19 protein-coding genes and 5 pseudogenes are annotated in these 21884 nt (G+C 60.9%); 10 read left to right on the forward strand and 14 right to left on the reverse strand.

The features are described 5' to 3' along the window. Nucleotides 1-34: 34 nt before the first annotated feature. Both JCM21793_RS04610 and paaZ read left to right on the forward strand, forming a co-directional pair. Nucleotides 35-1273, forward strand: a complete 1239-nt coding sequence (locus JCM21793_RS04610; RefSeq protein ID WP_025029607.1) for a cytochrome P450 — start codon at nucleotides 35-37, stop codon at nucleotides 1271-1273. 18 nt (nucleotides 1274-1291) lie between these two features. Continuing rightward, entirely contained in the window at nucleotides 1292-3322 is a 2031-nt protein-coding gene (gene paaZ / locus JCM21793_RS04615) for a phenylacetic acid degradation bifunctional protein PaaZ (protein WP_025029608.1), read from the forward strand. A 110-nt stretch (nucleotides 3323-3432) separates the two neighbouring features. Here paaZ and JCM21793_RS31375 read toward each other — a convergent pair. The 5 genes and pseudogenes from JCM21793_RS31375 to pobA all read right to left on the reverse strand — a co-directional run bounded on the left by JCM21793_RS31375 (nucleotide 3433) and on the right by pobA (nucleotide 7482). Further along, nucleotides 3433-4400: pseudogene (locus tag JCM21793_RS31375) on the reverse strand (3-carboxy-cis,cis-muconate cycloisomerase). 142 nt (nucleotides 4401-4542) lie between these two features. Next, the gene (gene pcaG / locus JCM21793_RS04630) at nucleotides 4543-5157 is read right to left on the reverse strand and encodes a protocatechuate 3,4-dioxygenase subunit alpha (protein WP_025029611.1); all 615 of its coding nucleotides are present in this window, start codon (nucleotides 5155-5157) and stop codon (nucleotides 4543-4545) included. After that, nucleotides 5157-5896: pseudogene (gene pcaH, locus JCM21793_RS24170) on the reverse strand (protocatechuate 3,4-dioxygenase subunit beta). Before pcaH ends, pcaG begins: the two are co-directional and overlap by 1 nt. Beyond that, nucleotides 5893-6291: a 4-carboxymuconolactone decarboxylase gene (pcaC, locus tag JCM21793_RS04640; RefSeq protein ID WP_007007528.1), complete on the reverse strand. Its 399-nt coding sequence runs from the start codon at nucleotides 6289-6291 to the stop codon at nucleotides 5893-5895. The pseudogene pcaH and the gene pcaC overlap by 4 nt, the downstream one beginning before the upstream one ends. A gap of 18 nt (nucleotides 6292-6309) precedes the next feature. Next, the gene (gene pobA, locus JCM21793_RS04645; RefSeq protein ID WP_025029612.1) at nucleotides 6310-7482 is read right to left on the reverse strand and encodes a 4-hydroxybenzoate 3-monooxygenase; all 1173 of its coding nucleotides are present in this window, start codon (nucleotides 7480-7482) and stop codon (nucleotides 6310-6312) included. Between the two features lie 29 nt (nucleotides 7483-7511). On the opposite strand from pobA, the gene JCM21793_RS30045 reads away from it, so the two are divergent. Together JCM21793_RS30045 and JCM21793_RS30050 are read left to right on the forward strand one after the other, a co-directional pair. Beyond that, nucleotides 7512-7751 (forward strand): hypothetical protein, encoded by a 240-nt coding sequence (locus JCM21793_RS30045; RefSeq protein WP_244439661.1) that lies wholly within the window; start codon nucleotides 7512-7514, stop codon nucleotides 7749-7751. Nucleotides 7752-7978: 227 nt separating this feature from the next. After that, nucleotides 7979-8494: a helix-turn-helix domain-containing protein gene (locus JCM21793_RS30050; RefSeq protein ID WP_244439662.1), complete on the forward strand. Its 516-nt coding sequence runs from the start codon at nucleotides 7979-7981 to the stop codon at nucleotides 8492-8494. A gap of 9 nt (nucleotides 8495-8503) precedes the next feature. Here JCM21793_RS30050 and JCM21793_RS04655 read toward each other — a convergent pair whose 3' ends face one another. From JCM21793_RS04655 to aptA, 8 genes and pseudogenes are all read right to left on the reverse strand, one after another. Continuing rightward, nucleotides 8504-9487: an ABC transporter substrate-binding protein gene (locus tag JCM21793_RS04655; RefSeq protein WP_025029614.1), complete on the reverse strand. Its 984-nt coding sequence runs from the start codon at nucleotides 9485-9487 to the stop codon at nucleotides 8504-8506. A gap of 43 nt (nucleotides 9488-9530) precedes the next feature. Then, nucleotides 9531-10391, reverse strand: a complete 861-nt coding sequence (locus JCM21793_RS04660) for an ABC transporter permease (RefSeq protein ID WP_007010901.1) — start codon at nucleotides 10389-10391, stop codon at nucleotides 9531-9533. Then, nucleotides 10388-11313: pseudogene (locus tag JCM21793_RS24175) on the reverse strand (ABC transporter permease). The gene JCM21793_RS04660 and the pseudogene JCM21793_RS24175 overlap by 4 nt, the downstream one beginning before the upstream one ends. 159 nt (nucleotides 11314-11472) lie before the next feature. Beyond that, nucleotides 11473-12297 (reverse strand): ABC transporter ATP-binding protein, encoded by an 825-nt coding sequence (locus JCM21793_RS04670; RefSeq protein ID WP_025029615.1) that lies wholly within the window; start codon nucleotides 12295-12297, stop codon nucleotides 11473-11475. A 14-nt stretch (nucleotides 12298-12311) separates the two neighbouring features. Next, complete coding sequence (gene hydA / locus JCM21793_RS04675; RefSeq protein ID WP_025029616.1) at nucleotides 12312-13763, reverse strand: dihydropyrimidinase; 1452 nt, start codon at nucleotides 13761-13763, stop codon at nucleotides 12312-12314. A gap of 51 nt (nucleotides 13764-13814) precedes the next feature. After that, nucleotides 13815-15065: a Zn-dependent hydrolase gene (locus JCM21793_RS04680; protein WP_025029617.1), complete on the reverse strand. Its 1251-nt coding sequence runs from the start codon at nucleotides 15063-15065 to the stop codon at nucleotides 13815-13817. Between the two features lie 13 nt (nucleotides 15066-15078). Beyond that, nucleotides 15079-15372: a cupin domain-containing protein gene (locus JCM21793_RS04685; RefSeq protein ID WP_025029618.1), complete on the reverse strand. Its 294-nt coding sequence runs from the start codon at nucleotides 15370-15372 to the stop codon at nucleotides 15079-15081. Nucleotide 15373: 1 nt separating this feature from the next. Then, nucleotides 15374-16702, reverse strand: coding sequence for an omega-aminotransferase AptA (gene aptA, locus JCM21793_RS04690; RefSeq protein ID WP_025029619.1), 1329 nt, complete (start codon nucleotides 16700-16702; stop codon nucleotides 15374-15376). Between the two features lie 245 nt (nucleotides 16703-16947). On the opposite strand from aptA, the pseudogene JCM21793_RS04695 reads away from it, so the two are divergent. Further along, nucleotides 16948-17564 (forward strand): annotated as a pseudogene (locus JCM21793_RS04695) (TetR family transcriptional regulator C-terminal domain-containing protein). A gap of 252 nt (nucleotides 17565-17816) precedes the next feature. Next, nucleotides 17817-18790: pseudogene (locus JCM21793_RS24180) on the forward strand (IS1595 family transposase). A gap of 398 nt (nucleotides 18791-19188) precedes the next feature. Here the strand turns inward: JCM21793_RS24180 and JCM21793_RS29125 are convergent. Further along, nucleotides 19189-19356 carry a hypothetical protein gene (locus JCM21793_RS29125; RefSeq protein WP_155983375.1) on the reverse strand — a complete coding sequence of 56 codons (168 nt, stop codon included), beginning with the start codon at nucleotides 19354-19356 and terminating at the stop codon, nucleotides 19189-19191. A 142-nt stretch (nucleotides 19357-19498) separates the two neighbouring features. Here JCM21793_RS29125 and JCM21793_RS04705 point away from each other — a divergent pair, with 142 nt between their 5' ends. From JCM21793_RS04705 to JCM21793_RS24185, 4 genes are all read left to right on the forward strand, one after another. Continuing rightward, nucleotides 19499-19993, forward strand: coding sequence for a hypothetical protein (locus JCM21793_RS04705; RefSeq protein WP_155983376.1), 495 nt, complete (start codon nucleotides 19499-19501; stop codon nucleotides 19991-19993). Nucleotides 19994-20224: 231 nt separating this feature from the next. Next, the gene (locus JCM21793_RS04710; protein ID WP_155983377.1) at nucleotides 20225-20959 is read left to right on the forward strand and encodes a hypothetical protein; all 735 of its coding nucleotides are present in this window, start codon (nucleotides 20225-20227) and stop codon (nucleotides 20957-20959) included. Further along, on the forward strand, nucleotides 20956-21333 hold the full coding sequence (locus tag JCM21793_RS04715; protein ID WP_025029623.1) for a DUF2019 domain-containing protein: 378 nt from the start codon (nucleotides 20956-20958) through the stop codon (nucleotides 21331-21333). Before JCM21793_RS04710 ends, JCM21793_RS04715 begins: the two co-directional genes overlap by 4 nt. Before the next feature lie 38 nt (nucleotides 21334-21371). Next, nucleotides 21372-21740, forward strand: coding sequence for a DUF2019 domain-containing protein (locus JCM21793_RS24185; RefSeq protein WP_025029624.1), 369 nt, complete (start codon nucleotides 21372-21374; stop codon nucleotides 21738-21740). The last annotated feature ends 144 nt before the right edge of the window (nucleotides 21741-21884 follow it).

The following is a 21884-nucleotide window of genomic DNA, read 5'->3' on the forward strand; positions in this document are numbered from 1 at the left end:
GAGGAGGCGGTGGGGCCGCTTCCGGGAGGAGAGCATGGCAAAAACGGCAGACAACGCTGCAACGAATGGCGAGAAACTGGCGGAGGACTTTGAATTGACGGCGCTGCCAGAGGGCTTCGTGGACGACCCGTTTCCGGCCTATCACGCACTTCTGGAGCACGCGCCCCTGAAGCGTTTCGCCGACGGCTCGGTCATGCTGTCGCGCTATGAGGATCTCGACCGCGTCTATCGCGACACGAAAACCTTTTCCTCCGACAAGAAGGCCGAATTCCTGCCGAAGTTCGGCGACACGCCGCTTTACGAGCATCACACGACGAGCCTCGTCTTCAACGATCCGCCGCTTCACACGCGGGTGCGCAAGATCATGATGGGCGCGCTCACGCCGCGCGCGCTGGCGGCCCTCGAGCCGGGCCTGGTCACGCTGGTCGATGGCCTGCTCGACCGTATGGAAGAGAAGGGCGCGGTCGATCTCATCGAGGATTTCGCCGCCGCGATCCCCGTCGAAGTCATCGGTAACCTGTTCGACATCCCCCACGAGGAACGCGAGCCGCTGCGCGACTGGTCCCTCGCCATTCTCGGTGCGCTGGAGCCGGTCCTCACCGACGAACAGCAGCAATGGGGCAATACCTCCGTCACCGATTTCAAGGCCTATCTCAAGGCGATCGCCGACGACCGGCGCCGCAATCCCGGCGACCCGGCGACCGACGTTTTGACCCGTCTCATCAACGGCAATGAGGGGGAAGAGCTCTCCGAGGTCGAGCTTTTGCAGAACTGCATCTTCATCCTCAATGCCGGTCACGAGACCACCACGAACCTGATCGGCAACGCCCTTTACGAGCTGTTGCACTGGCCCGAAGAGAAAGCGCGGCTTGAAGCCGACCCGGACCTGATCGCAACGGCCGTCGATGAGTTCTTACGCTTCCAGAGCCCCAATCAGCTCGGCAACCGCATGGCGGTGGAGCCGGTGGAGTTCCATGGCGAAACCGTGGAGCCGGGCACGCCGATCCATCTCTGCATTGGTGCTGCCAACCGCGATCCGCGCCAGTTCGCCGATCCGGACCGACTCGACGTGGGGCGTAAGCCCAACAGGCATCTGGCCTTTGCCGGTGGTCCTCATCTGTGCGCGGGCTTCTCGCTTGCGCGGATGGAAGGACGCATCGGCATTTCGCATTTTCTCAAACGTTTCCCCGACTACCGGCTGACAGGAGAACCGGAGCGCACCGGACGTGTGCGCTTTCGCGGCTTCGCCCGGCTGCCGGCGCGGGTGCGCTGACCAGTAAAGGAGTTTTCCATGAGCGTGATGCGGCTTGAAAGCTATGCGGCAGGGGCGTGGGTTGCGCCTTCCGGTGACCTCAAACCCCTGCGGAGTGCGGTCACCGGCGATGTCGTTGCCGAACTCGGTTCGCAAAAGCTGGACTTCGTCCGCATGGCCGACCATGCCCGCCAGGTGGGCGGGCCGGCGCTGCGCGCGATGACGTTCCACGACCGCGCCTTCGCCATCAAAGCGCTGGCGCAGTATCTGAACGACCGCCGCGAAGCGCTCTACGAGCTTTCCTACGAGACCGGCGCGACCAAGCCTGACTCGATGATCGACATCGATGGCGGCATCGGCACGCTGTTCGTCTATTCGTCCAAGGCAAGGCGCGAGCTGCCGGACGATCACGTCTATGTGGATGGCGTGCTGGAGCAGCTTTCCCGCTCCGGAAACTTCGTTGGCCAGCACGTGGCGACGCCGCTTCAGGGCGTGGCCGTCCACATCAACGCCTTCAACTTTCCCGTCTGGGGCATGCTGGAAAAGCTTGCGCCGACGCTGATCGCCGGCGTTCCGGCCATCGTCAAGCCGGCCTCCGCCACCGCATGGCTCGCCGAAGCCTGTTTCCGCATGATCGTGGAATCGGGCCTGTTCCCGGAAGGCACGGTGCAGTTCATCGCGGGCTCCACCGGAGACCTGCTTGACCGCCTGACCGGTCAGGACGTGGTGTCCTTCACGGGCTCTGCCTCCACCGCATCCATGCTGCGCGCCAACCCGAAGATTATCGGCAATTCAGTGCGTTTCGTGGCCGAGCAGGATTCGCTCAACGCTTCGGTGCTTGGCCCGGACGCTGCGCCAGGAACCCCAGAATTCGATGCCTTCCTCAAGGAAGTGCACCGCGAGATGACGGCCAAGGCCGGCCAGAAATGCACCGCCGTGCGCCGCATTTTCGTGCCCGACGCGCACCGCGACGCGGTCACCGACGCGCTCATCGCCCGGCTTGAGAAGACCGTGGTTGGCAATCCGCGCAGCGAAGGCGTGCGGATGGGCGCGCTCGCAAGCCTCGCCCAGCGCGACGACGTTCTTGAGAAGGCCGGCATTCTCGCCACCGAGGCCCGCCGTGTGTTTGGCGATCCGGATGCCTTTTCGGTCACCGATGCCGATGCGGCTGCGGGCGCATTCGTGCCGCCCATGCTGTTCTCCTGCGGCGATCCCGATGGCGCTCAGAAGCTGCATTCCGTCGAAGCGTTCGGCCCCGTGTCCACCATCATGCCGTATCGCGATCTCGGCCATGCGCTGAAACTCGCCAATCGCGGCGAGGGTTCGCTTGTCGCCTCGGTCTTCACGCATGATCCGGCGGTGGCCCGGCAGGCGGTTCTGGAGGCCGGTGCCTTCCATGGCCGGCTCTATTTCGCCAACCGCGACACCGGCAAGGAGGCGACCGGCCACGGTTCGCCGCTGCCGCACATGGTGCATGGCGGCCCCGGCCGCGCCGGCGGTGGCGAGGAGCTTGGCGGTGTCCGTGGCGTGATGCACTACATGCAGCGCACCGCGATCCAGGCAAGCCCCGATCTGATCGCCGGCATCACCAACCGCTATGTGGCGGGCGCTTCGACCGAAGAGATAGAGCCGCATCCCTTCCGCCTGACCTTTGGCGAGCTGGAGCCCGGCCGCACGCTCTGGGCCGGTCCGCGCGAGGTGACGCTGGCGGACATCGAGCATTTCGCCGAGTTCACCGGCGATACGTTCTACGCGCATATGGACGAGGAGGCGGCTGCCGCCAATCCGTTCTTCCCCGGCCGTGTCGCCCATGGCTATCTTATCCTGTCCTTTGCAGCGGGCATGTTCGTCGAGCCGGCGCCGGGCCCGGTGCTTGCCAACTACGGCCTCGACAATCTGCGTTTCATGAAGCCGGTTTCGCCCGGCGATACGCTGAAAGTGCGGCTCACGGTCAAGCAGAAGACGCGCCGCAAGGACGAATATGGCGAAGTGCGCTGGGATGTCGGCGTCTACAATCAGGACGGCGAGCAGGTTGCCGCCTACGAACTCCTGACCATGAATGCCATGTAGCTTCTGAAGCGGTTTGGCATTTTGACGGCACGGCGCAGGCCCCTCATCCGCCTGCCGGCATCCTCTCCCCGCTTGCGGGGAGAGGGTAAAGATGAGGGGCGAGCGCCCCGCTAAATGCTCCTGGTCTTGAACGTCAGCCCGTCCACCAGTTCCGAGGCTTTAAGCGTTGCCGTACCCGTTGCGACAATCATCTGCGGCAGGAGCATCCATTCCAGCGTCCATGCCGTGCCGGAGCGTTCGTTTTCGTGCACCAGCGCCTGATGCATTCCGCCCACAAGCGCCGCGTTGAAGCGGGCAAGCGCCACCAGCGTTTCGGCGGCGACCGGGTTCTTCTTGTGCGGCATGGCGGAAGATCCGCCGCCTGCAGCCAGTTCGACCTCGCCAACCTCGCTCTGTGCGGCAAGCACAATGTCCTGCCCCATCTTGCCGAGCTGCCGGTGATGAGCGAAAGGACGGAGGCAAAGGCGACAATTCCGTCGCGCTCACTGTGGCGGGGGTGTTCGGGCAGAGCTAGGTCAAGTCTCGCCGCAAGTCGCCCGGCAACGGGTTCCCCCTTCTCGCCAAGCCTGTCGAGCGTACCGGCCGCGCCGCCGAAATGCAGCACCACAACCTCGTCCAGTGCCTTCTCAAGCCTCTCCGCATGGCGCAGGAGCGGCGCGCGCCAGGAGCGGATTTTCCGGCTGGCGGATACCGGGATGGCGGCCTGCATCCGCGTGTGCGCCATGACCTCGATCTGGCCATCGCGTTTTTCCAAAGATTCAAGGGACTGGATGAGCCTGCCCAGTCTCTTGCCGAGAATTTCAATCGCCTCCCGTGCGCGCAGCGCAAAGCCCGTGTCGATCACATCCTGGCTCGTCGCGCCGAGGTGCAGGTGGGCACGCCACGCTTCAGACAGACCGGCACGGATCTGCGCAATGAGGGCGGGGATCACGACCCCATCCTGCGCTACACCTGCCTTCAGAGCGGCGATGTCGGGGCTGAAGCCGGCAAGCAAATCGGCAATCTCCTGCGCCGCCTCCTGCGGGATCGCACCCTGATCGGCCTGTGCCAGGGCAAGCTCCGCCTCAAAACGCAGCATCGCCTCGATCTCAGCCCGCGCCGAAAAGAGCGGCTCCAGTTCCTCGTCCCCGAGGAGCCCTGAAAGGATGGGATGGTCGAAGGCGGAAATGGTCATGGGTTTCTCGTGCCTGATTGACGCCCGAAGGATCGGTTATGGCCGATCATATATCGAAAAACACTGTTTCCCATTCACCCTGGAGATGGATGTCGAAGAGGTAATGCGCGCTTTCCTTCCGTGCGATCAGGGTCTCCACTCTGTTCTGATGCTCGAGCCGCGTCAGCACCGGGTCTTCGGCGTTGGCCGTTTCCTCGTCACTGAAATAAAGGCGCGTCGCCAGCCCCAGATTGATGCCACGGGCGACAATCCAGAGGCTGATATGCGGCGCCATCAGGCGCCCGTCTGGGAAGGGGACGCGGCCCGGTTTGATGGTTTCGATTGCGATCTCGCCGGTCTCCATATCGGAGGGGAAACGCCCCCAGCCCTGAAAGTTTGGATCTGCTTTGCCACGGGTTTCAGAAGGCGAATTGTATAGCCCGTCGGCGTCTGCCTGCCAGGTTTCGACCAGCGCATCCCCGAGCACCGTGCCGGTTCCGTCGAAGATGCGCATCTTGATGGTGATGCGTTCGCCTCGCGCTTTCGCATCCACCGGCCCGGAACCCAGATCATGAGGGTAGACGCCCGCGATGCCACCGAAATTCGGCGTAAGGCCGATATGCACATAGGGGCCTGCGGTCTGCGAGGCAGTTTCCTTCAGGCGTCCGACCGACTGAGCCATCAGTTTCCCTCCATGCGGTTTTCGAACAGGGTCGAACGCCGGCCGCGCAGTACGATGTCGAACCTGTAGGCGCGTGCATCCATCGGCACCGCGGCCTCCATGTCGAGCGCGGCAATCAGACCCTCCACGGCTTGACGGTCTGGGATGGTGGAGACGATCGGGCAGCGCCAGATCATCGGATCGCCCTCGAAATACATCTGTGTGATAAGGCGTTGGACGAAACCGTGTCCGAAAATGGAAAAATGAATGTGCGCGGGCCGCCAGTCATTGATGCCATTCGGCCATGGATAGCTCCCGGCACGATGGTGCGAAAGAAATAGTGGCCCTCCGAATCGCTTATGGTGCGCCCGCATCCGCCGAAATTAGGGTCGAGTGGCGCCAGATAGCCATCTTTCCGGTGCCGGTAGCGACCGCCTGCATTGGCCTGCCAGAATTCCACGAGAACGTTGGGTACGGGCCGGGCGTTTTCGTCGAGCACACGTCCGTATACGATGATCCGCGGGCCTATGGCACTTTCGCCGGGTGTGGCAAAGTTCACCGTCAGGTCATTGTCCAGTGCGCCGAGAATGCTGTGGCCGAAGACCGGGCCTGTCACCTCCGAAAGCGTGTGCGGAAAGGAGACCGGTGCCCGCCGCGGCGAGCGGGCAACGGATGTCTTGTAAAGCGGGGTCAGGGCAGGCGGATGCCAGCCGCGGTCTCGCTGGAAGAAGCATTCTGTATGGTGCTGTTCGTTCTTCATGCCTCTCTCCCCTCCATCTCCGCCAGTGCCTGCTTGACGATCTTGATAGCGTGATTGGCCGCCGGAACGCCGGCATAGATCGCTACATGCAGCATGGCTTCACGCAGATCTTCTGCGCTCGCGCCCGTGTTGGCGGTGGCGCGCACATGCAGGGCAAGTTCCTCGTCCTGTCCGAGCGCCGCCAGAAGTGCGATGGTCACCAAGGAGCGCTCGCGTTTGCTCCATTCGCTGCGTGACCAGACATGGCCCCAGGCCGCTTCGGTGATCAGGTCCTGAAACGGTTCGTCGAAGGCTGTTTTGCGCGCTTCGGCCCCGTCCACCCAGGCATCGCCCAGAACGCTGCGCCGGGTTTCCATCCCCTGCCGGTAGCGCTCGCTTTTTTCCCTGTCGGACATCATCGTCTCCCTCGGATATCAGAAAGGCAGGCCCACATAGTTCTCAGCCAGCATGGTGAGTGCGGCGCGTGACTGGAAGAGATAGTCGAGTTCCGCATGCTGGATCCTCTGGCCGAATGTACCCTGATCGGGGAACCGATGCAGCGTGCTCGTCATCCACCAGGAGAAGCGCTCCGCTTTCCACACGCGTGCAAGCGCCCTGTTCGAGTAGTCGTCCAGACCGGAGGAGGATTTTTCGAGATAAAATTCCCGAAGCGCATCAAAGAGATAGCGCACATCGCTCGCAGCGAGATTCAAGCCTTTGGCGCCCGTGGGCGGAACGATGTGGGCGGCATCGCCGGCGAGGAACAGTCGACCGAAGCGCATCGGCTCGGCCACGAAGGAACGCAGGGGTGCGATGGACTTTTCGATTGAAGTGCCGGTGATCATCGCTTCCGCCGTACGCCCGGGCAGGCGGCTGCGGATCTCATCCCAGAAGCGTTGGTCGGACCAGTCTTCCACGCGCTCCTCCGCGCCCACCTGAACATAGTAGCGGCTGCGCGTCTTTGAGCGCATGGAGCAGAGCGCGAAGCCTCTGGGGTGATTTGCGTAGATCAGTTCCTCGCCCACCGGCGGCACATCCGCAATGATGCCCAGCCAGCCGAAGGGATAGACACGCTCGAACGTTTCGATGGCGGCTTCCGGTGCCGACTTGCGAGAAACGCCATGGAAGCCATCGCAACCGGCAACGAAATCGCAATCGATGCGATGGGTCTTTCCATCCTTTTCATAGGTCACGAAGGGATGGTCGCCGTCGAAGTCGTGAGGCTGGACGTTTCCGGCTTCGTAGATGGAGACAGCGTTTGACGCCTCACGTCCTTCCATCAAATCGTGGGTGACTTCGGTCTGCCCGTATACAAGAACGCGCTTGCCTCCGGTGAGGCCGTGCAGGTTGACACGGTGGCGGCGATTGTCGAAGGCGAGGTCAAACCCGTCATGCGGCAGGCCCTCGGCCCGCATGCGCTCGCCGACGCCCGCTTCGTCCAGCATGGCGGCGGTGCCTTCCTCGAGAACCCCGGCGCGAATGCGAGATAGGACATGGACTTTGGACGTTCGCTCCAGAATGACATTGTCGATTCCAGCATTGGTCAAAAGCTGCCCGAGCAGCAGGCCTGCCGGGCCCGAGCCGATGATGACGACCTGAGTTCGCAAGCTGATTGTTCCTCCCTTGGGGGCACAGAGTGAAAATTGATGCACGCCGCGACAATGGACATTTGCCGCAAACAATTGCACTTTTCGATCATGCTTTTTGGGGTGAGCTATGCGTTCCAGGATACCGAATTTCAGACTTTATGAAGAGAAATCAGACGAATCTTCCGATTTCTGGCTTCACTGCGAAACGCTTTCTGCCAGAAGCGCGCTGCACAATTGGCAAATCGACGTTCATCGCCACAATGCGCTTTTCCAGATGTTCTGGATGACGGAAGGAGGTGGAACCCTTTTCGGCGATGGGAAAACGGAGATGCCGTTTTCGGCACCCTGCGCCATATTCATCCCACCTGGGGCAGCGCACGGGTTTCGCTTTTTCCGCCATTCTGAAGGCGTTGTCGCGACGGTTCTTGCAGATCGGTTGGCCCTGCCAGGCGGGAGCGACAGGACTTTGGCCGAATTCCTGTCACACACCCGAATTGTGTCGGTCGAACACCCCGTGGCGGACAAAGGAGAAGACCTTGATCGTCTGTTTCATCGGCTGCTTGAGGAACACAGCAGGCATGGCAGGGTGGGACGGGACCTGCTGCTTGATGTGCATGTCACCGAAATACTGGTTCGCCTGGCGAGGGCAGGTGCGCGCTCAACCTTGCAGGCGCTTCACAAAGCAATGACAATTGACAGCCGACGGGTGCAGGCACTGGAAACGCTGATTGCCGCACATTTCCGCGAGCATCGTCCTGTCGGTTTTTATGCAGGCAAAATTGGTGTTTCGGTTGCCCAGCTCAATCGCATCGCTCGGCAGGAGGCGGGCGCCAGCGTTTCGCATCTGCTGGCGCGCCGCCTCGTTGATGCAGCGCGGCGTGATCTTATCTTCACACCGACGCCGGTTCAGGCCATAGCCTATTCCCTCGGCTTTCAGGACCCGGCTTATTTCAATCGCTTTTTCCGTCGGCAGACCGGCACCACGCCGGGTACCTATCGTGAAACGGAGCGGCGCAGGCTTGCAGCCTGACGCCGGTCGCTACATCGCCTTCTTGGAAACCTCATGGGTGAAGGCGCCTTCCGGTTCTTTCGTGATCACAGGATCGGACCCGCCCTGCAGAAGCGTGTCCACGGTCTGCTTGTAGGCGGCTTCGTCGAGCGTGGCATCCTCACCCAGAAGTTTGGCGATTTCGCCCATCATGCGTGTCTGGTGCTTTTCGGTCTGGGCACCCGTCGCGTCATTGTCGAGAACGATCATGGCCGCTTCTTCCGGATTGTCCCGCGCCCACATCCAGCCTTTCATGGAGGCTTTCACGAAGCGCGCCATCCTGTCGACGAATTCGGGGTCCTGAAGCTTGTCTTCCAGCACATAGAGCCCGTCTTCCAGCGTGGCCACGCCCTCGTCGGTGTAGTTGAACACCACGATGTCGTCTTCGCTCAGCCCGGCATCGATCACCTGCCAGTATTCATTGTAGGTCATGGCGGTGATGCAGTCGGCCTGCTTCTGCAAAAGCGGGTCGACATTGAAGCCGATCTTCTGGATCGTCACGCCATTCTCGGACCCGTCGCGCGGCAGGTCTAGCTTCGACAGCCAGCTATAGAGCGGATATTCATTGCCGAAGAACCAGGTACCGAGCGTTTTGCCCTTGAAGTCTTCCGGGCTCTCGATGCCGGTCTCCTTGCGACAGACCATGGTGAGGCCCGAGCGGGCGAAGGGCTGGGCGATGTTGACCACCGGCACGCCCTTTTCGCGCGCGGCGAGCGCTGACGGGAGCCAGTCCACCATCACATCCGCGCCGCCGCCGGCCAGCACCTGAACGGGCGCGATGTCCGGACCGCCGGGCTTGATCTCGACATTGAGGTCTTCTTCTTCGTAGAAACCCTGATCCTTGGCGACGTAGTAGCCGGCGAACTGCGCCTGCGTCACCCATTTGAGCTGCAGGGTCACGTCGTCGGCTGCAAGAGCTTGCGAAGCGGCGAGCATCAGCGCGCCGGAAAATAGGCCTGTGACTGCGTGTTTCATTTCGCTTCCCTCTTTGATTGGGCCGTTCTCCTCACGGCCGTGATTATCCACTCCTGATGGATGGATGCCAGAATGTGACGGCGCGCTCCAGAAGCGCAACCGCACCGTAGAAGAGCGAGCCGGCGAGTGCGGCAATCGCAATCTCGGCCCACACCATGTCGATGTTCATGCGCCCCACCTCGGTGGAAATGCGGAACCCCATGCCCACAATCGGCGTGCCGAAGAATTCGGCAACGATCGCTCCGATCAGCGCCAGCGTGGAGTTGATTTTCAGCGCATTGAAAATGAAGGGGGCTGCTGCCGGCAGGCGCAGCTTGAAGAGCGTCTGCCAGTAGGACGATGCATAGGTGCGCATCAGGTCGCGGTCGATGGCGGACGAGGCGGTCAGCCCCTGCACGGTGTTCACCAGCATGGGAAAGAAGGTCATGATGATGACGACAGCGGCCTTGGACGGCCAGTCGAAGCCGAACCACATGACCATGATGGGTGCGACGCCGATGATCGGCAGTGCGGAAACGAAATTGCCAAGCGGTAGGAGCCCGCGCTGCAGGAAGGGTGAGCGGTCGATGGCGATAGCCGTCAGGAAGCCCGCGCCGCAGCCGATGGCGTAGCCGATCAGCACCGCTTTCAGGAAGGTCTGCTGAAAATCCGCCCACAGGGTTGGAACGGACGAGACCAGCCGCGCCCATATGGCGCTCGGCGGTGTCAGAAGCACGGGCGAGATGTTGAAGCCACGCACCAGCCCTTCCCAGACCACCAGAAGCGTGATGCCGAAAATGGCCGGGATCAGAATGCCGAGCGCGCGTTTGGCTGGCGCCGAGCGCGGGTTCAGCTTTGCAAGCCACTCATTGAGCGCCCACGCCGCCGCCCAGAAAAGAAGTGCTCCGGTCAACGCCCAGTTCATGGCTTTTCTCCCATCCGCGCCATAACCATGCGCTGGCCGATGCCAACCACGCCCACCAGAATGGCGGCGAGGGCGGCAGCCATGAAAAGGGCGGACCAGATCTGCACCGTCTGGCCGTAATAGGAGCCGGCCAGAAGCCGCGCGCCGAGACCCGAAACCGCCCCTGTCGGCAGTTCGCCGACAATCGCGCCGACAAGGCTGATCGCCACCGCCACCTTCATGGAGGTGAAGAGATAGGGAAGGGCGGCCGGCCAGCGCAGTTTCCAGAAGGTCTGTGCGCCGCTGGCATTGTAGGTCCGCATCAGATCGAGCTGGAAGGCTTCCGGGCTGCGGAAGCCTTTCACCATGCCCACGACGACGGGAAAGAACGAAAGATAGGTGGAGATCAGCGCTTTGGGCAGAAGGCCCGACAGGCCGATGGCGTTCAGCACCACGATAATCATCGGCGCGACTGCCAGGATCGGGATTGTCTGGCTGGCGATCACCCACGGCATGACGGATTTGTCCATCGCCCTATTGTGCACGATGCCAACGGCAAGCAGCACGCCAAGCGCGGTGCCGATCACGAAACCGAGCAGGGTGGAGGAGAGGGTGATCCAGGCGTGGTAGAACAGGTTACGCTTGGATGTGAGCCGGGTTCCGACCGTGGTTTTCCAGATTTCCGCCACCACCTGATGCGGCGAGGGCAGCACGGGCCGCTCCTGCGCCATCGTATCGCGCACCAGATCGGCGGCTGTCCATTCCGTCCCCGCCCGCTCATAGGCGTCGATCTGCATGGGGCGTTGAGATGCACGGTGAAGGCGTACCAGATCAGGAGAATGACGCCGAGCACGATCAGGATCGGCAGCGTCTTGCCTTCCACCGCCCGGCGGAAGACGGGCGTTGTGGTGCGGGTCGGGGCTGTGTCCGTCGCCGCCGTCATAGTTTCACCTGCTGGGCGGGGTGCTGCCCCTCATCCGCCTGCCGGCACCTTCTCCCCGCACGCGGGGAGAAGGACGAAGCGGCGACGTCTATGCCTCCTTCTCCCCGTATGTGGGGAGAAGGTGAGGATGAGGGGCGGGCGCAAACGGCAATCATTGGCTCAATCATCGCCATGCCCCGCACGCAGGCCCTCGCGCACCCGGTGCGCGATTTCAAGAAACTCCGGCGATTCTCGAATGTCGAGCGGCCTTTCCTTCGGCAATGGCGACACGATCACATCGGTCACGCGGCCGGGCCGCGGCGACATGACGATGATGCGCGTCGAAAGATAAACCGCCTCCGGTATCGAGTGTGTCACGAAGCCGATGGTTTTGCCGGTGCGGGCCCAAAGGTCGAGCAATTGCTCGTTCAGATGGTCGCGCACGATTTCGTCGAGCGCGCCGAACGGCTCGTCCATCAGAAGGAGATCGGCGTCGAAGGCCAGCGCGCGGGCAATCGAGGCGCGTTGCTGCATGCCGCCCGAAAGCTGCCAGGGAAACTTTTTCTCGAAGCCGGCAAGGTTCACGAGATCGAGCGTGCGGTGCACGCGCTCTTTCTGCTCCGCCTTCGAATAGCCCATGATTTCCAGCGGCAGGGCGACATTCTGCTCGATGGTGCGCCAGGGAAAGAGCCCGGCCGCCTGAAACACATAGCCATAGGCCCGCTTGCGGCGCGCCTCTTCCGGCGTCAATCCGTTGACGAGGATTTCGCCGGCGGTGGGCTGCTCCAGATCGGCGATCACGCGCAAAAACGTGGTCTTGCCGCAGCCCGATGGGCCGATGAAGGAGACAAACTCGCCCTTGTTGATGGTGAGATCCACATCGGCGAGCGCGCGCACCGGCCCGTCATTGGTCTCGAAGGTGAGGCCGAGCCCCTTCGCTTCCACGACGGGCTGGCTGGTTTGAGGGGAGGACGCTTCCTGGCGGATGGCTGGGTTGGCGTTCACTGGATCGTTTCTCCCTATACCCCGCTCGCCGGAATGCCCGTTCGCTCCACCTTGCGGGGCGCGGTCACTTCCTTCCATTGCGACAGCGCCCTGTTCACCGCCATGTGCGGCTTGCGCGCCACGAATTTTCCGTGGCCCGGCTTCGCTTTGACCACGCCGTCCTCGACCACGATCTCACCGCGCGACAGCACTGACTTCGGCAGGCCCTTCACCTCGATGCCCTCGAACACATTGTAGTCGATGGCCGACTGCTGGCTCTTGGCCGAAATCGTCTTCGTGGCTTCCGGATCCCAGATCACGATGTCCGCATCGGCGCCCTCAACGATGGCGCCCTTCTGCGGGTACATATTGAGGATTTTCGCGATGTTGGTGGAGGTGACGGCGACGAATTCGTTCATCGTCAACCGCCCGGTGTTGACCCCATAGGTCCACAACACCGGCATGCGGTCCTCAAGCCCGCCGGTTCCATTGGGGATTTTTGTGAAATCGCCTACGCCATAGCGTTTCTGGTCCGTCGTGAAGGCGCAATGGTCGGTGGCCACCACCTGCAGCGATCCCGCCTGCAGGCCCGCCCACAGCGAATCCTGATGCTGCTTGTTGCGGAAGGGCGGGCTCATCACGCGGCGTGCCGCATGGTCCCAGTCGGCATTGGCATATTCGCTTTCGTCCAGAACCAGATGCTGGATCAGCGGTTCACCGTATACGCGCATGCCCTTCTGCCGCGCCCGGCGGATCGCCTCGTGGCTCTGCTCGCAGGATGTGTGCACCACATAGAGCGGCGTGCCTGCCATGTCGGCGATCATGATGGCGCGGTTGGTGGCCTCGCCCTCCACCTCCGGCGGGCGCGAATAGGCGTGCGCCTCCGGCCCATTGTTGCCTTCCTCCAGAAGCTTTGCCTGAAGCTGCGCGACCACATCGCCGTTTTCGGCGTGCACAAGTGGCAGCGCGCCAAGCTCGGCGCAGCGCTGGAACGACGAATACATTTCGTCATCGTCCACCATCAGCGCGCCCTTGTAGGCCATGAAATGCTTGAAGGAGGTGATGCCCTTTTCCACCACCTCAGGCATCTCGTTGAACACCTGCTCGCTCCACCAGGTGATGGCCATGTGGAAGGAATAGTCGCAGGTCGCCCGGGTCGACTTGTTGTCCCACATCTGGATGGCTTCCAGCAGGGATTGGCCGGGCGAGGGCAGGCAGAAATCCACCACCATGGTGGTGCCGCCGGAAACGGCAGCGCGGGTTCCGCTTTCGAAATCGTCGCTCGAATAGGTGCCCATGAAGGGCATTTCCAGATGGGTGTGCGGGTCGATCCCGCCCGGCATCACATAGCAGCCGGTGGCGTCGATCTCATGATCGCCGTGAAGATCGTGGCCGATCGCCACGATCTTGTCGTGCTGTACGAGAATGTCGGCCTTCCACGTCCGGTCGGCCGTGACGATGGTTCCGTTTCTGATGACCTTGGACATGAGTTTCCCCTCTTATTGTGTTGTCCTCGGCGGATTTGGGGGATCGTCAGATCATTCGACGATCTCCGCCGTTTCCACCACGGCATGGAAAAGAACGTCCGCACCCGCTTGCGCCCACTCCTTCGTGATCTCTTCCGCCTCATTGTGCGAAAGCCCGTCGACGCAGGGGCACATCACCATGGCGGTCGGCGCCACCTGATTGATCCAGCAGGCGTCGTGTCCGGCGCCCGAAACGATGTCGCGATGCGAATAGCCAAGCCGTTCGGCGGCGTCGCGGATCGCCTTCACGCAGCCTTCGTCGAAGGTGACCGGGGCGAAATGGCCGACCGGCTCGATCTCGAATTTGATGTCGAGCGCGTCGCAGATCGTCTCGATGCCCGCCTCGATCTTCGCGCGCATTTTGTTCAGCGTCTTCTCGTCAGGCGAGCGGATGTCGACGGTAAACACCGTCTTGCCCGGAATGACGTTGCGGGAATTGGGGTAGACCTCCACATGGCCGATGGCGCCCACGGCGTTTGGCTGGTGGTCCATCGCCACTTCATGCACCAGCTCCGTCACCCGCGCCATGCCGAGCCCGGCATTGCGGCGCTTGGGCATCGGTGTCGAGCCGGTGTGGCTGTCCTTGCCGGTCAGCGTCACCTGCAGCCACCAAAGCCCTTGGCCATGGGTGACGACGCCGATATCGACGAATTCGTCTTCAAGGATCGGGCCCTGCTCGATGTGCAGTTCGAAGAAGGCCTTCATCTTGCGCTGGCCGACGGGCTCGTCGCCCTTCCAGCCGATGCGCTCCAGCTCGTCGCAAAAGCGCTTGCCTTCCGCATCGGTGCGGTCATAGGCCCAGTCGCGCTCATGTTCGCCGGCGAACACGCCCGACGCCAGCATGGCAGGCGCAAAGCGCGTGCCTTCCTCATTGGTCCAGTTGGTCACCACGATAGGGTGTCTGGTCTTGATACCGAGATCGTTCATCGAGCGGATGATTTCGAGCCCGCCCAGAACGCCGAGCACGCCGTCATACTTGCCGCCCGTCGGCTGGGTGTCGAGGTGGGAGCCCACATAGACGGGCAGGGCGTCCGGGTCTGTGCCCGCGCGTGTCGCGAACATGGTGCCCATTTCGTCCACGCCCATTTCGAGCCCGGCTTCCTCGCACCATTTCTGAAAGAGCTTTCGGCCTTCGCCGTCCTCGTCGGTCAGTGTCTGGCGGTTGTTGCCGCCGGCCACACCGGGCCCGATCTTCGCCATTTCCATGAGTGAATCCCAAAGGCGGTCGGCGTTGATCTTCAGGTTCTCGCCCGGTGCGGCCATGTTGTGTTGTCCCTTACTTTAATTCCACTTCGACGAACGACATCGGTTTGTCGCCGCCATTGATGACATTGTGCTCCACGCCCTCGTCGCGGCGGTAGGAGACACCCGCTTCAAGGTTGTTGTGCACGGTCTCGCCGCCCGGCATTTCCAGATGGAAGGCGCAGGGCGTGAGCGTGGTGATGACATAGTCCATGCCATGGCGATGCCAGCCGGTCTCCGCGCCCGGCGCGAAATCCCAGCGGGTCACGCGCACGCGCTCGTCGTCGATCAGCACCTCATGGGTGGCCTTTTCGCGTTCGGTGGCCATCTCAGTCAATCATCCTCAAAACGTCGCGCAGATTGTCGATCAGTTCGTCGATCTGGCCGCGGGAGATGATAAGCGGCGGTGAAAGCGCGATGATGTCGCCCGTGGTGCGGATCAGGAAGCCGCGCTCATAGGCCTTGAGGAAGGCGGAGAAGGCGCGTTTGGTCGGTTCGCCGGGGATGCCCTCCAGCTCCACCGCGCCAACAAGGCCGATGTTGCGGATGTCGATCACATGCGGCTCGCCCTTGAGCGAATGCAGCGCATCTGCCCAGTGGTCGGCAAGCTCCGAGGCCCGTGTGAGCAGCCCCTCTTCCTGATAGGTGTCGAGCGTCGCCAGACCCGCGGCACAGGCAATCGGATTGCCCGAATAGGTGTAGCCGTGGAAAAACTCGATCAGGTGCTCCGGCCCGTTCATGAAGGCGTCGTGGATTTCCTTCTTCACGAACACCGCGCCCATGGGGATGACGCCGTTGGTCACGCCCTTGGCGGTGGTCATGATGTCTGGCACCACGCCGAAATAATCCGCCGCAAACGGCGTGCCGAGACGGCCGAAACCGGTGATGACCTCATCGAAGATCAGCAGAATGCCGTGCTTGTCGCAGATATCGCGCAGGCGCTTCAGATAGCCCTTCGGAGGGATCAGGACACCCGTGGAACCGGCCACCGGCTCGACGATCACCGCCGCCACCGTCGAGGCGTCGTGCAGTGTTACGATGCGCTCCAGCTCGTCGGCCAGGTCGCCGCCATGCTCGGGCTCGCCGCGCGTGAACGCGTTCTGGCCGGGCAGGTGCGTGTGCGGCATGTGGTCGACGCCTGTCAGAAGAGTGCCGAACATCTTGCGGTTGGCCACGATGCCGCCCACCGAGATGCCGCCGAAATTGACGCCGTGATAGCCGCGCTCGCGGCCGATCAGGCGGAAGCGGGAGCCGTCGCCCTTGGCACGGTGATAGGCAAGCGCGATCTTCAGAGCCGTATCGACGCTCTCCGAGCCGGAATTGGTGAAAAACACATGGTCCATGCCTTCCGGCGCAATCGCTGCCAGCCGGTTGGCGAATTCGAACGCGATGGGGTGCCCCATCTGGAAGGCGGGCGCATAGTCGAGCTGTGCCGCCTGTTGCTGAATGGCCTCGGTGATCTTCGGCCGGCAGTGGCCGGCATTGACGCACCATAAGCCCGCCGTGCCGTCCATGATCTTGCGGCCGTCCTCGGCCGTGAAGTGCATGTCCTTGGCGGCGACCAGCATGCGCGGCGTTTCCTTGAACTGCCGGTTCGCGGTGAACGGCATCCAGAACGCAGACAGATCGTTCGGCCTCTTGTTGAGCCTGTCGAGCATGACCAAGCTTCCCCTGATTGTTGTTTCGCTCGGCTTGTCCCGGTCAATGCTTGGTGCTTTGCGCGAAGATATGCTACGCAATTTTTGACCGTTTGGACAAACGTTAACACCGCCATGTGGGCGGTCAAGGGGATAGTAGGGGAAATGTCCTTGCGCTGGCGCATTCCACAGTGGACTAATCGGCTAGACCAGCGTGGCCTTTCGCCATGGGCTGGCGATGTCCGCCATGCGGGCGAGGCCACCTGATGGACAAGCCCGCCGCCCGTCCAAAGCGCACCCGCATCCAGCGCGAAAAGCGCGAACTGATCGGCGAAGCCGCGCTGGAGGTTTTTTCCCAGCACGGGTTTCGTGGCTCGACCATTGACCAGATTGCCGATGCGGCGGGCATGTCGAAGCCCAATCTCCTCTATTATTTCAAGAACAAGGAGGAGATTTTTGCGACTTTGATTCACCGTCTCATGGAGACCTGGCTCGCCCCCCTGCGCGAGATGGATGCGACAGGCGATCCGCACACCGAAATCCGCTCCTATATTCGCCGCAAGATCGAGATGTCGCGTGATTTCCCGCGCGAGAGCCGGCTGTTTGCCAATGAGATTCTGCAGGGCGCACCGCGTATCCTGCCGCTGTTGGAAGGCGAATTGAAGGAACTGGTGGACGAGAAAGCCGCGATCATCGCCACCTGGATGCGCGCGGGACGCCTGAAAAAGAGCGATCCCTACCACTTCATCTTCGCCATCTGGGCGACCACCCAGCACTATGCCGATTTCGACGTGCAGGTGCGTGCAGTGCTGGGCGAAAACCGCGGTGGCGAGGGCCGTTTCGAGGAGCTGCGCGGTTTCTCGAGGGGTTGTTTCTGGCCTGAGGAACGGCGCTTATCAAGACGGTTCGTCACGAGGATGCGATAAGGGCTGGCCCCGTCCGGGGATAAACCCGCGCTCATACCCGCAATCCTGATCTTTTTTCTTTTCCCAAGCATCCGACCAAGCATCTGAATTGTCTTCGGAACGCGCATCGTTCCTCGCATCGCATCAAGAAAAATGTAGGAATTTTATCCTAATTATATACTTGACGTACTATCGAGCATTTGCGATAACAAAGCCAAGGAGTTACCGCGATGTTTGACCTCACCAACGAGATTTACACCGACGCAGACAAGGCCCGTGAACATCTGGAGGCCATTCACTGGCCGAATGGCCCTGTCTGCCCTCATTGCGGCAACATCAATGCAGAACGCATCACCAAGATGCAGGGCAAATCCACTCGCCCCGGCGTCTACAAGTGCAATGAATGCCGCAAGCCATTTTCCGTTACCGTTGGCACAGTGTTTGAGCGCTCCAAAATCCCACTGAACAAATGGGTTCTGGCATCGCATCTCATGGCCGCTTCCAAGAAGGGCATGAGCGCACACCAGCTTCATCGTATGCTTGGCGTTACCTATAAAACCGCTTGGTTCATGGCTCACCGCATCCGCGAAGCTATGAAAGAGGATAACGACACCTCCGGTCCGCTTGGCGGTGAAGGCAAGACCGTTGAAGCCGACGAGACCTATCATGGTCGCCGCGAAGACGGTTATGTTTCACCGCAGCGTAAAGGCCGCCCCTACCTAAAGCGCAAGAAGCCCCTCAAGCGCACCATTGTTGGCTGGTGGAGCGTGGTGGCCGTGTTCGCACCTTTCATGTGAAGCACGCAACCAAAGGCAGTGTGCGCGATATTCTCGTGCGCAACGCTGACCGTAAATCCATCCTCTACACCGACGAAAGCAACCTCTACCCGGCCACGGGTAAGGAGTACGCGAAGCACGGCACTGTGAAGCACTCCGCGAAGGAATATGCCCGTCGCGAAGGCGATACCGTTGTACACACCAACACGATTGAGAACGTGTTCTCAGTGTTCAAGCGCGGCATGATTGGCGTCTATCAGCATTGCGGCGAAGCCCATCTTCACCGCTACCTTGCCGAATTTGATTTCCGCTATAACCGCCGTGCCGCGCTAAAGATCAGCGATGCAGAACGCGCCGAAGACTTGCTTCGCATGGCTCGCGATAAGCGCCTTACCTATCGGCGGATTGGTGAAGCCAATTACGCCTAAGCAGAAGGCGCGACGACTTCTCCACAGGCGCAAGAAGAAGCGATTCGACTCCCTGAAATAGTTCAGCATACCATCCGAATCACTGTGGCCCCTTCCTCGCGCCCGTCTGCCAATCGGAGAACGCTGGAAGGTCACGCCACAGCCCATGCCGAACTCGCGAAGGATTGCGCTCAAACCGCAACAACCTGACCGATCAGTCGGAGGCATATGGGACGTACCAGAAACGGCACGTGACGCGGACGGTACACCGATGCTGCCATGAAGGCCGGGTAAGACCTTCGATGGACCGGATGGTTTCAACCTTACGGGGTTGTACCGGTACTCCCCGTTAGGGATATGCACAAATGCGCAAATCACTAACGGTAACTATAGAGGTGAAAGTGAGTGTCTCGCTCTGCCTATTTGGCATCGCGGCCATTCTCTCGATCTTCTTTTAATACAGGGGGGCGGCGACTTCGGTCGTCGCCTTTCTCTTTCCCGCCTTTCGGATCAGGCGGGGTCTTCAACAGGCGGCGCAATACCTCGTCGCCTTTTTCCTGGTCTTTGTCTCTGGGGTCTTTTGACATGCCAAGCATCCACCTCAACAACATCCCATTTCCTGACGACGACATAGACGATGACGAACGCAATGTCGCCCTAGGCAGGTTTATGACCGCTTGGGCCCAAGTCGAGGTCCTTTGCGGATTCCTCTTCAGGAGATTCACTGACTTGGACGCCAATATCTCTACCATCATTTTCGATAATGTTGGCAACAAAGAGCAAATCGAAATGCTCCTTGAATTCGCGGAGTTCATGCCAAATGACGCTGACGCCGCGCGCATCACGGAACATATTCGTACAGCCAAGACCATAAGCGTACAGCGCAACAAGATCGTTCACGCAAGTTGGGGGCTTCTCGATTCAGAACCCGCCCGCTTCTGGTCGGGCCTTACTTCCGCACACTTCGATCGGATCATGGATGGCGGTCAAAAAGGAAACTCCATGCTCGAAAAATTCGTGTTCCCCGTATCTCGCCTAAAAAAGCTAACCAAAGAAACCATCTTATTACGTGGTCTGCTACAAGAAGACCTTGCTCTCACGTTCCCCGACGGCCCGCGATCTCGGCACGAAAAAGACATGAGAAAAAGGATGGAAGAGCGCCGCGCGGAAGCGCTCAAGCAGATCGAAGAGATGCGCGCGTCATCGCACGGTAAACCTGAATGACGAGCTCTTGGCCAAGCTTTTCAGGCAACGGCTCGTACAAAACGTCAACCATGGCTAACTCTCCCGCCTCGACCATCTCGGGCGTGATCTCAATTTCCTCCTGATTTAGCGCCGGCCTGTCATCGCCAGTCATAGGAATCATCCCTTAGTACGTCAAGTATATAATTAGGAATTTTATCCTCGTTGCCCGCAGCGGCCCGATCATAGCCCCGTTGAATGAGGCGGGGGCAGATGGTCAGCGAAGGCGACGAGCGAGAACTTGCCAGGGATTATGCGGCGCTGCGCGCGGCCTATGCCGAAGGCGCGTTTCTGATACGGGCTTGGCATTTGCAGGCCTTGCTGGAGGCGCGGGCGAATTTTAATCCCGGTCAGCCGCGTGTTCCGCGTGGTTACCGCTTTGGCGGACGGTGGACCGGGCCGGGTGGCGACTGGGGCGGACCTGCACGGGACGATGGCCGTGCGAGAATTGTGGCCGTCAGCGGCGACCCGGACGAGCCGAAGATCCCCCACAGGAGACCTGCGCGGGCGCGTCAGCGCAATCGGATCGGCCGTGCTGCGGCCCGGTATCTGCGGACGCTTCCGCTTTGGCAGCAGGTTCGCTTTCTCGCGCGGGTCGGCTGGCTGGCGAACGAAGCCGGGCACACGACCCGATCCTACTCTGACGAGCCGCGCGCGCTGGAGGAACTTAAGGAACGTGCGACTGTACCGAGTCCGGGCTATGATATACACCATATAGTTGAGAAAACGCCGGCATATCGTGACGGATTTTCGCGGGAGATGATCGAGAGCCCCGACAACAAGGTGCTGGTTCCACGGTACAAGCATTGGGAGATCACGGCCTGGTATGCCAGCAAGAATGAGGAGTGGGGTGGAGTTAGTCCTCGCGCGTATCTTAGGGGAAGAAATTGGGAGGAACGCGAATTGATGGGGCGATATGCACTGAGAAAGTTTGGAGTGCTGAAATGAAGTCCAAAGCCGCTCGTTTTGCAAACCAGTCGGACGACAGTCTCATCGCGCGTGCCGCTGAAATTGGCATGGAACAGGATCATGCGCTGTTGGGAAATGAAATTTCCCGTTTTAACAAGCTCTTCGACGAACTGATGTTGATTAAGAATGAACTGCGTACGCGGCCAGGAGATCGGCGGCGGCTGTTCATGAAACTCTATGAACATCGAAACATGCAGGTGCGTCTGAATTCCGCCAAGGCGACCCTCGCCGTCGCGCCGCAGGAGGCGCGGGCGCTCCTGGAGTGGATCGCGGAATCGAAGCATAATCCACAAGCTGGCGATGCCGGGATGTGTCTCTGGGCGCTGGATGAAGGGATCTTCGTTCCAGAATAAGGCATCCCGGATTGGCAGCCTTGGCAGAAGGGAGTAGCGTGGCGAAGAAGGGAGAAAATGTTTCCGTCGACAAGATGCTGCAACGCTTCATCGAACTGAGCCTGACGCAGCATGGAGCGCTGCTATATCTTGAGACCGGGCCTTACAATCGCGCTTATATGAAAATCAAAAAGCTGGTTGAAGAACTGGAAGCGCGCCCCGGTGATCAGCGTCATGCGCTGATCGATCTGTTCGACCATCCAAACCCTCAAGTGCGATTGAACGCAGCCAAATATGCTCATCCTCTTTTCCCCGAGGAGTCCATTCAAGTCGTTCAATCCATCATTGATGCCAAAAAATACCCGCAGGAAGCGCATGCCAGGAGCGCGCTTGATTATCTGATGTTCGGGCCATTGCCCCGAGAATGATGGTTGTCCAGCGTTGTTGACGTAGGACGTCGCTCCTGAACCCACGGCAATCCATCCGCGAGAGCGCGGTGGATATTGAGATTGCATAAGCAAGTTTCAACCCGCACCAACCCCGTGTTCCGCGTGGTTACCGCTACGGTGGGC

The sequence above is a fragment of the Nitratireductor aquibiodomus NL21 = JCM 21793 genome (assembly GCF_000615975.1).
Lineage (GTDB): Bacteria > Pseudomonadota > Alphaproteobacteria > Rhizobiales > Rhizobiaceae > Nitratireductor > Nitratireductor aquibiodomus.

Excerpts from the sequence above, each read along its gene's own strand:
- JCM21793_RS04610 (WP_025029607.1), top strand. The coding sequence starts at position 35 with ATGGCAAAAACGGCAGACAACGCTGCAACGAATGGCGAGAAACTGGCG.
- paaZ (WP_025029608.1), top strand. The coding sequence starts at position 1,292 with ATGAGCGTGATGCGGCTTGAAAGCTATGCGGCAGGGGCGTGGGTTGCG.
- pcaG (WP_025029611.1), bottom strand. The coding sequence starts at position 5,157 with ATGGCTCAGTCGGTCGGACGCCTGAAGGAAACTGCCTCGCAGACCGCA.
- pcaC (WP_007007528.1), bottom strand. The coding sequence starts at position 6,291 with ATGTCCGACAGGGAAAAAAGCGAGCGCTACCGGCAGGGGATGGAAACC.
- JCM21793_RS04655 (WP_025029614.1), bottom strand. The coding sequence starts at position 9,487 with ATGAAACACGCAGTCACAGGCCTATTTTCCGGCGCGCTGATGCTCGCC.
- JCM21793_RS04660 (WP_007010901.1), bottom strand. The coding sequence starts at position 10,391 with ATGAACTGGGCGTTGACCGGAGCACTTCTTTTCTGGGCGGCGGCGTGG.
- hydA (WP_025029616.1), bottom strand. The coding sequence starts at position 13,763 with ATGTCCAAGGTCATCAGAAACGGAACCATCGTCACGGCCGACCGGACG.
- JCM21793_RS04680 (WP_025029617.1), bottom strand. The coding sequence starts at position 15,065 with ATGGCCGCACCGGGCGAGAACCTGAAGATCAACGCCGACCGCCTTTGG.
- JCM21793_RS04685 (WP_025029618.1), bottom strand. The coding sequence starts at position 15,372 with ATGGCCACCGAACGCGAAAAGGCCACCCATGAGGTGCTGATCGACGAC.
- aptA (WP_025029619.1), bottom strand. The coding sequence starts at position 16,702 with ATGCTCGACAGGCTCAACAAGAGGCCGAACGATCTGTCTGCGTTCTGG.
- JCM21793_RS29125 (WP_155983375.1), bottom strand. The coding sequence starts at position 19,356 with ATGTCAAAAGACCCCAGAGACAAAGACCAGGAAAAAGGCGACGAGGTA.
- JCM21793_RS04710 (WP_155983377.1), top strand. The coding sequence starts at position 20,225 with ATGGTCAGCGAAGGCGACGAGCGAGAACTTGCCAGGGATTATGCGGCG.
- JCM21793_RS04715 (WP_025029623.1), top strand. The coding sequence starts at position 20,956 with ATGAAGTCCAAAGCCGCTCGTTTTGCAAACCAGTCGGACGACAGTCTC.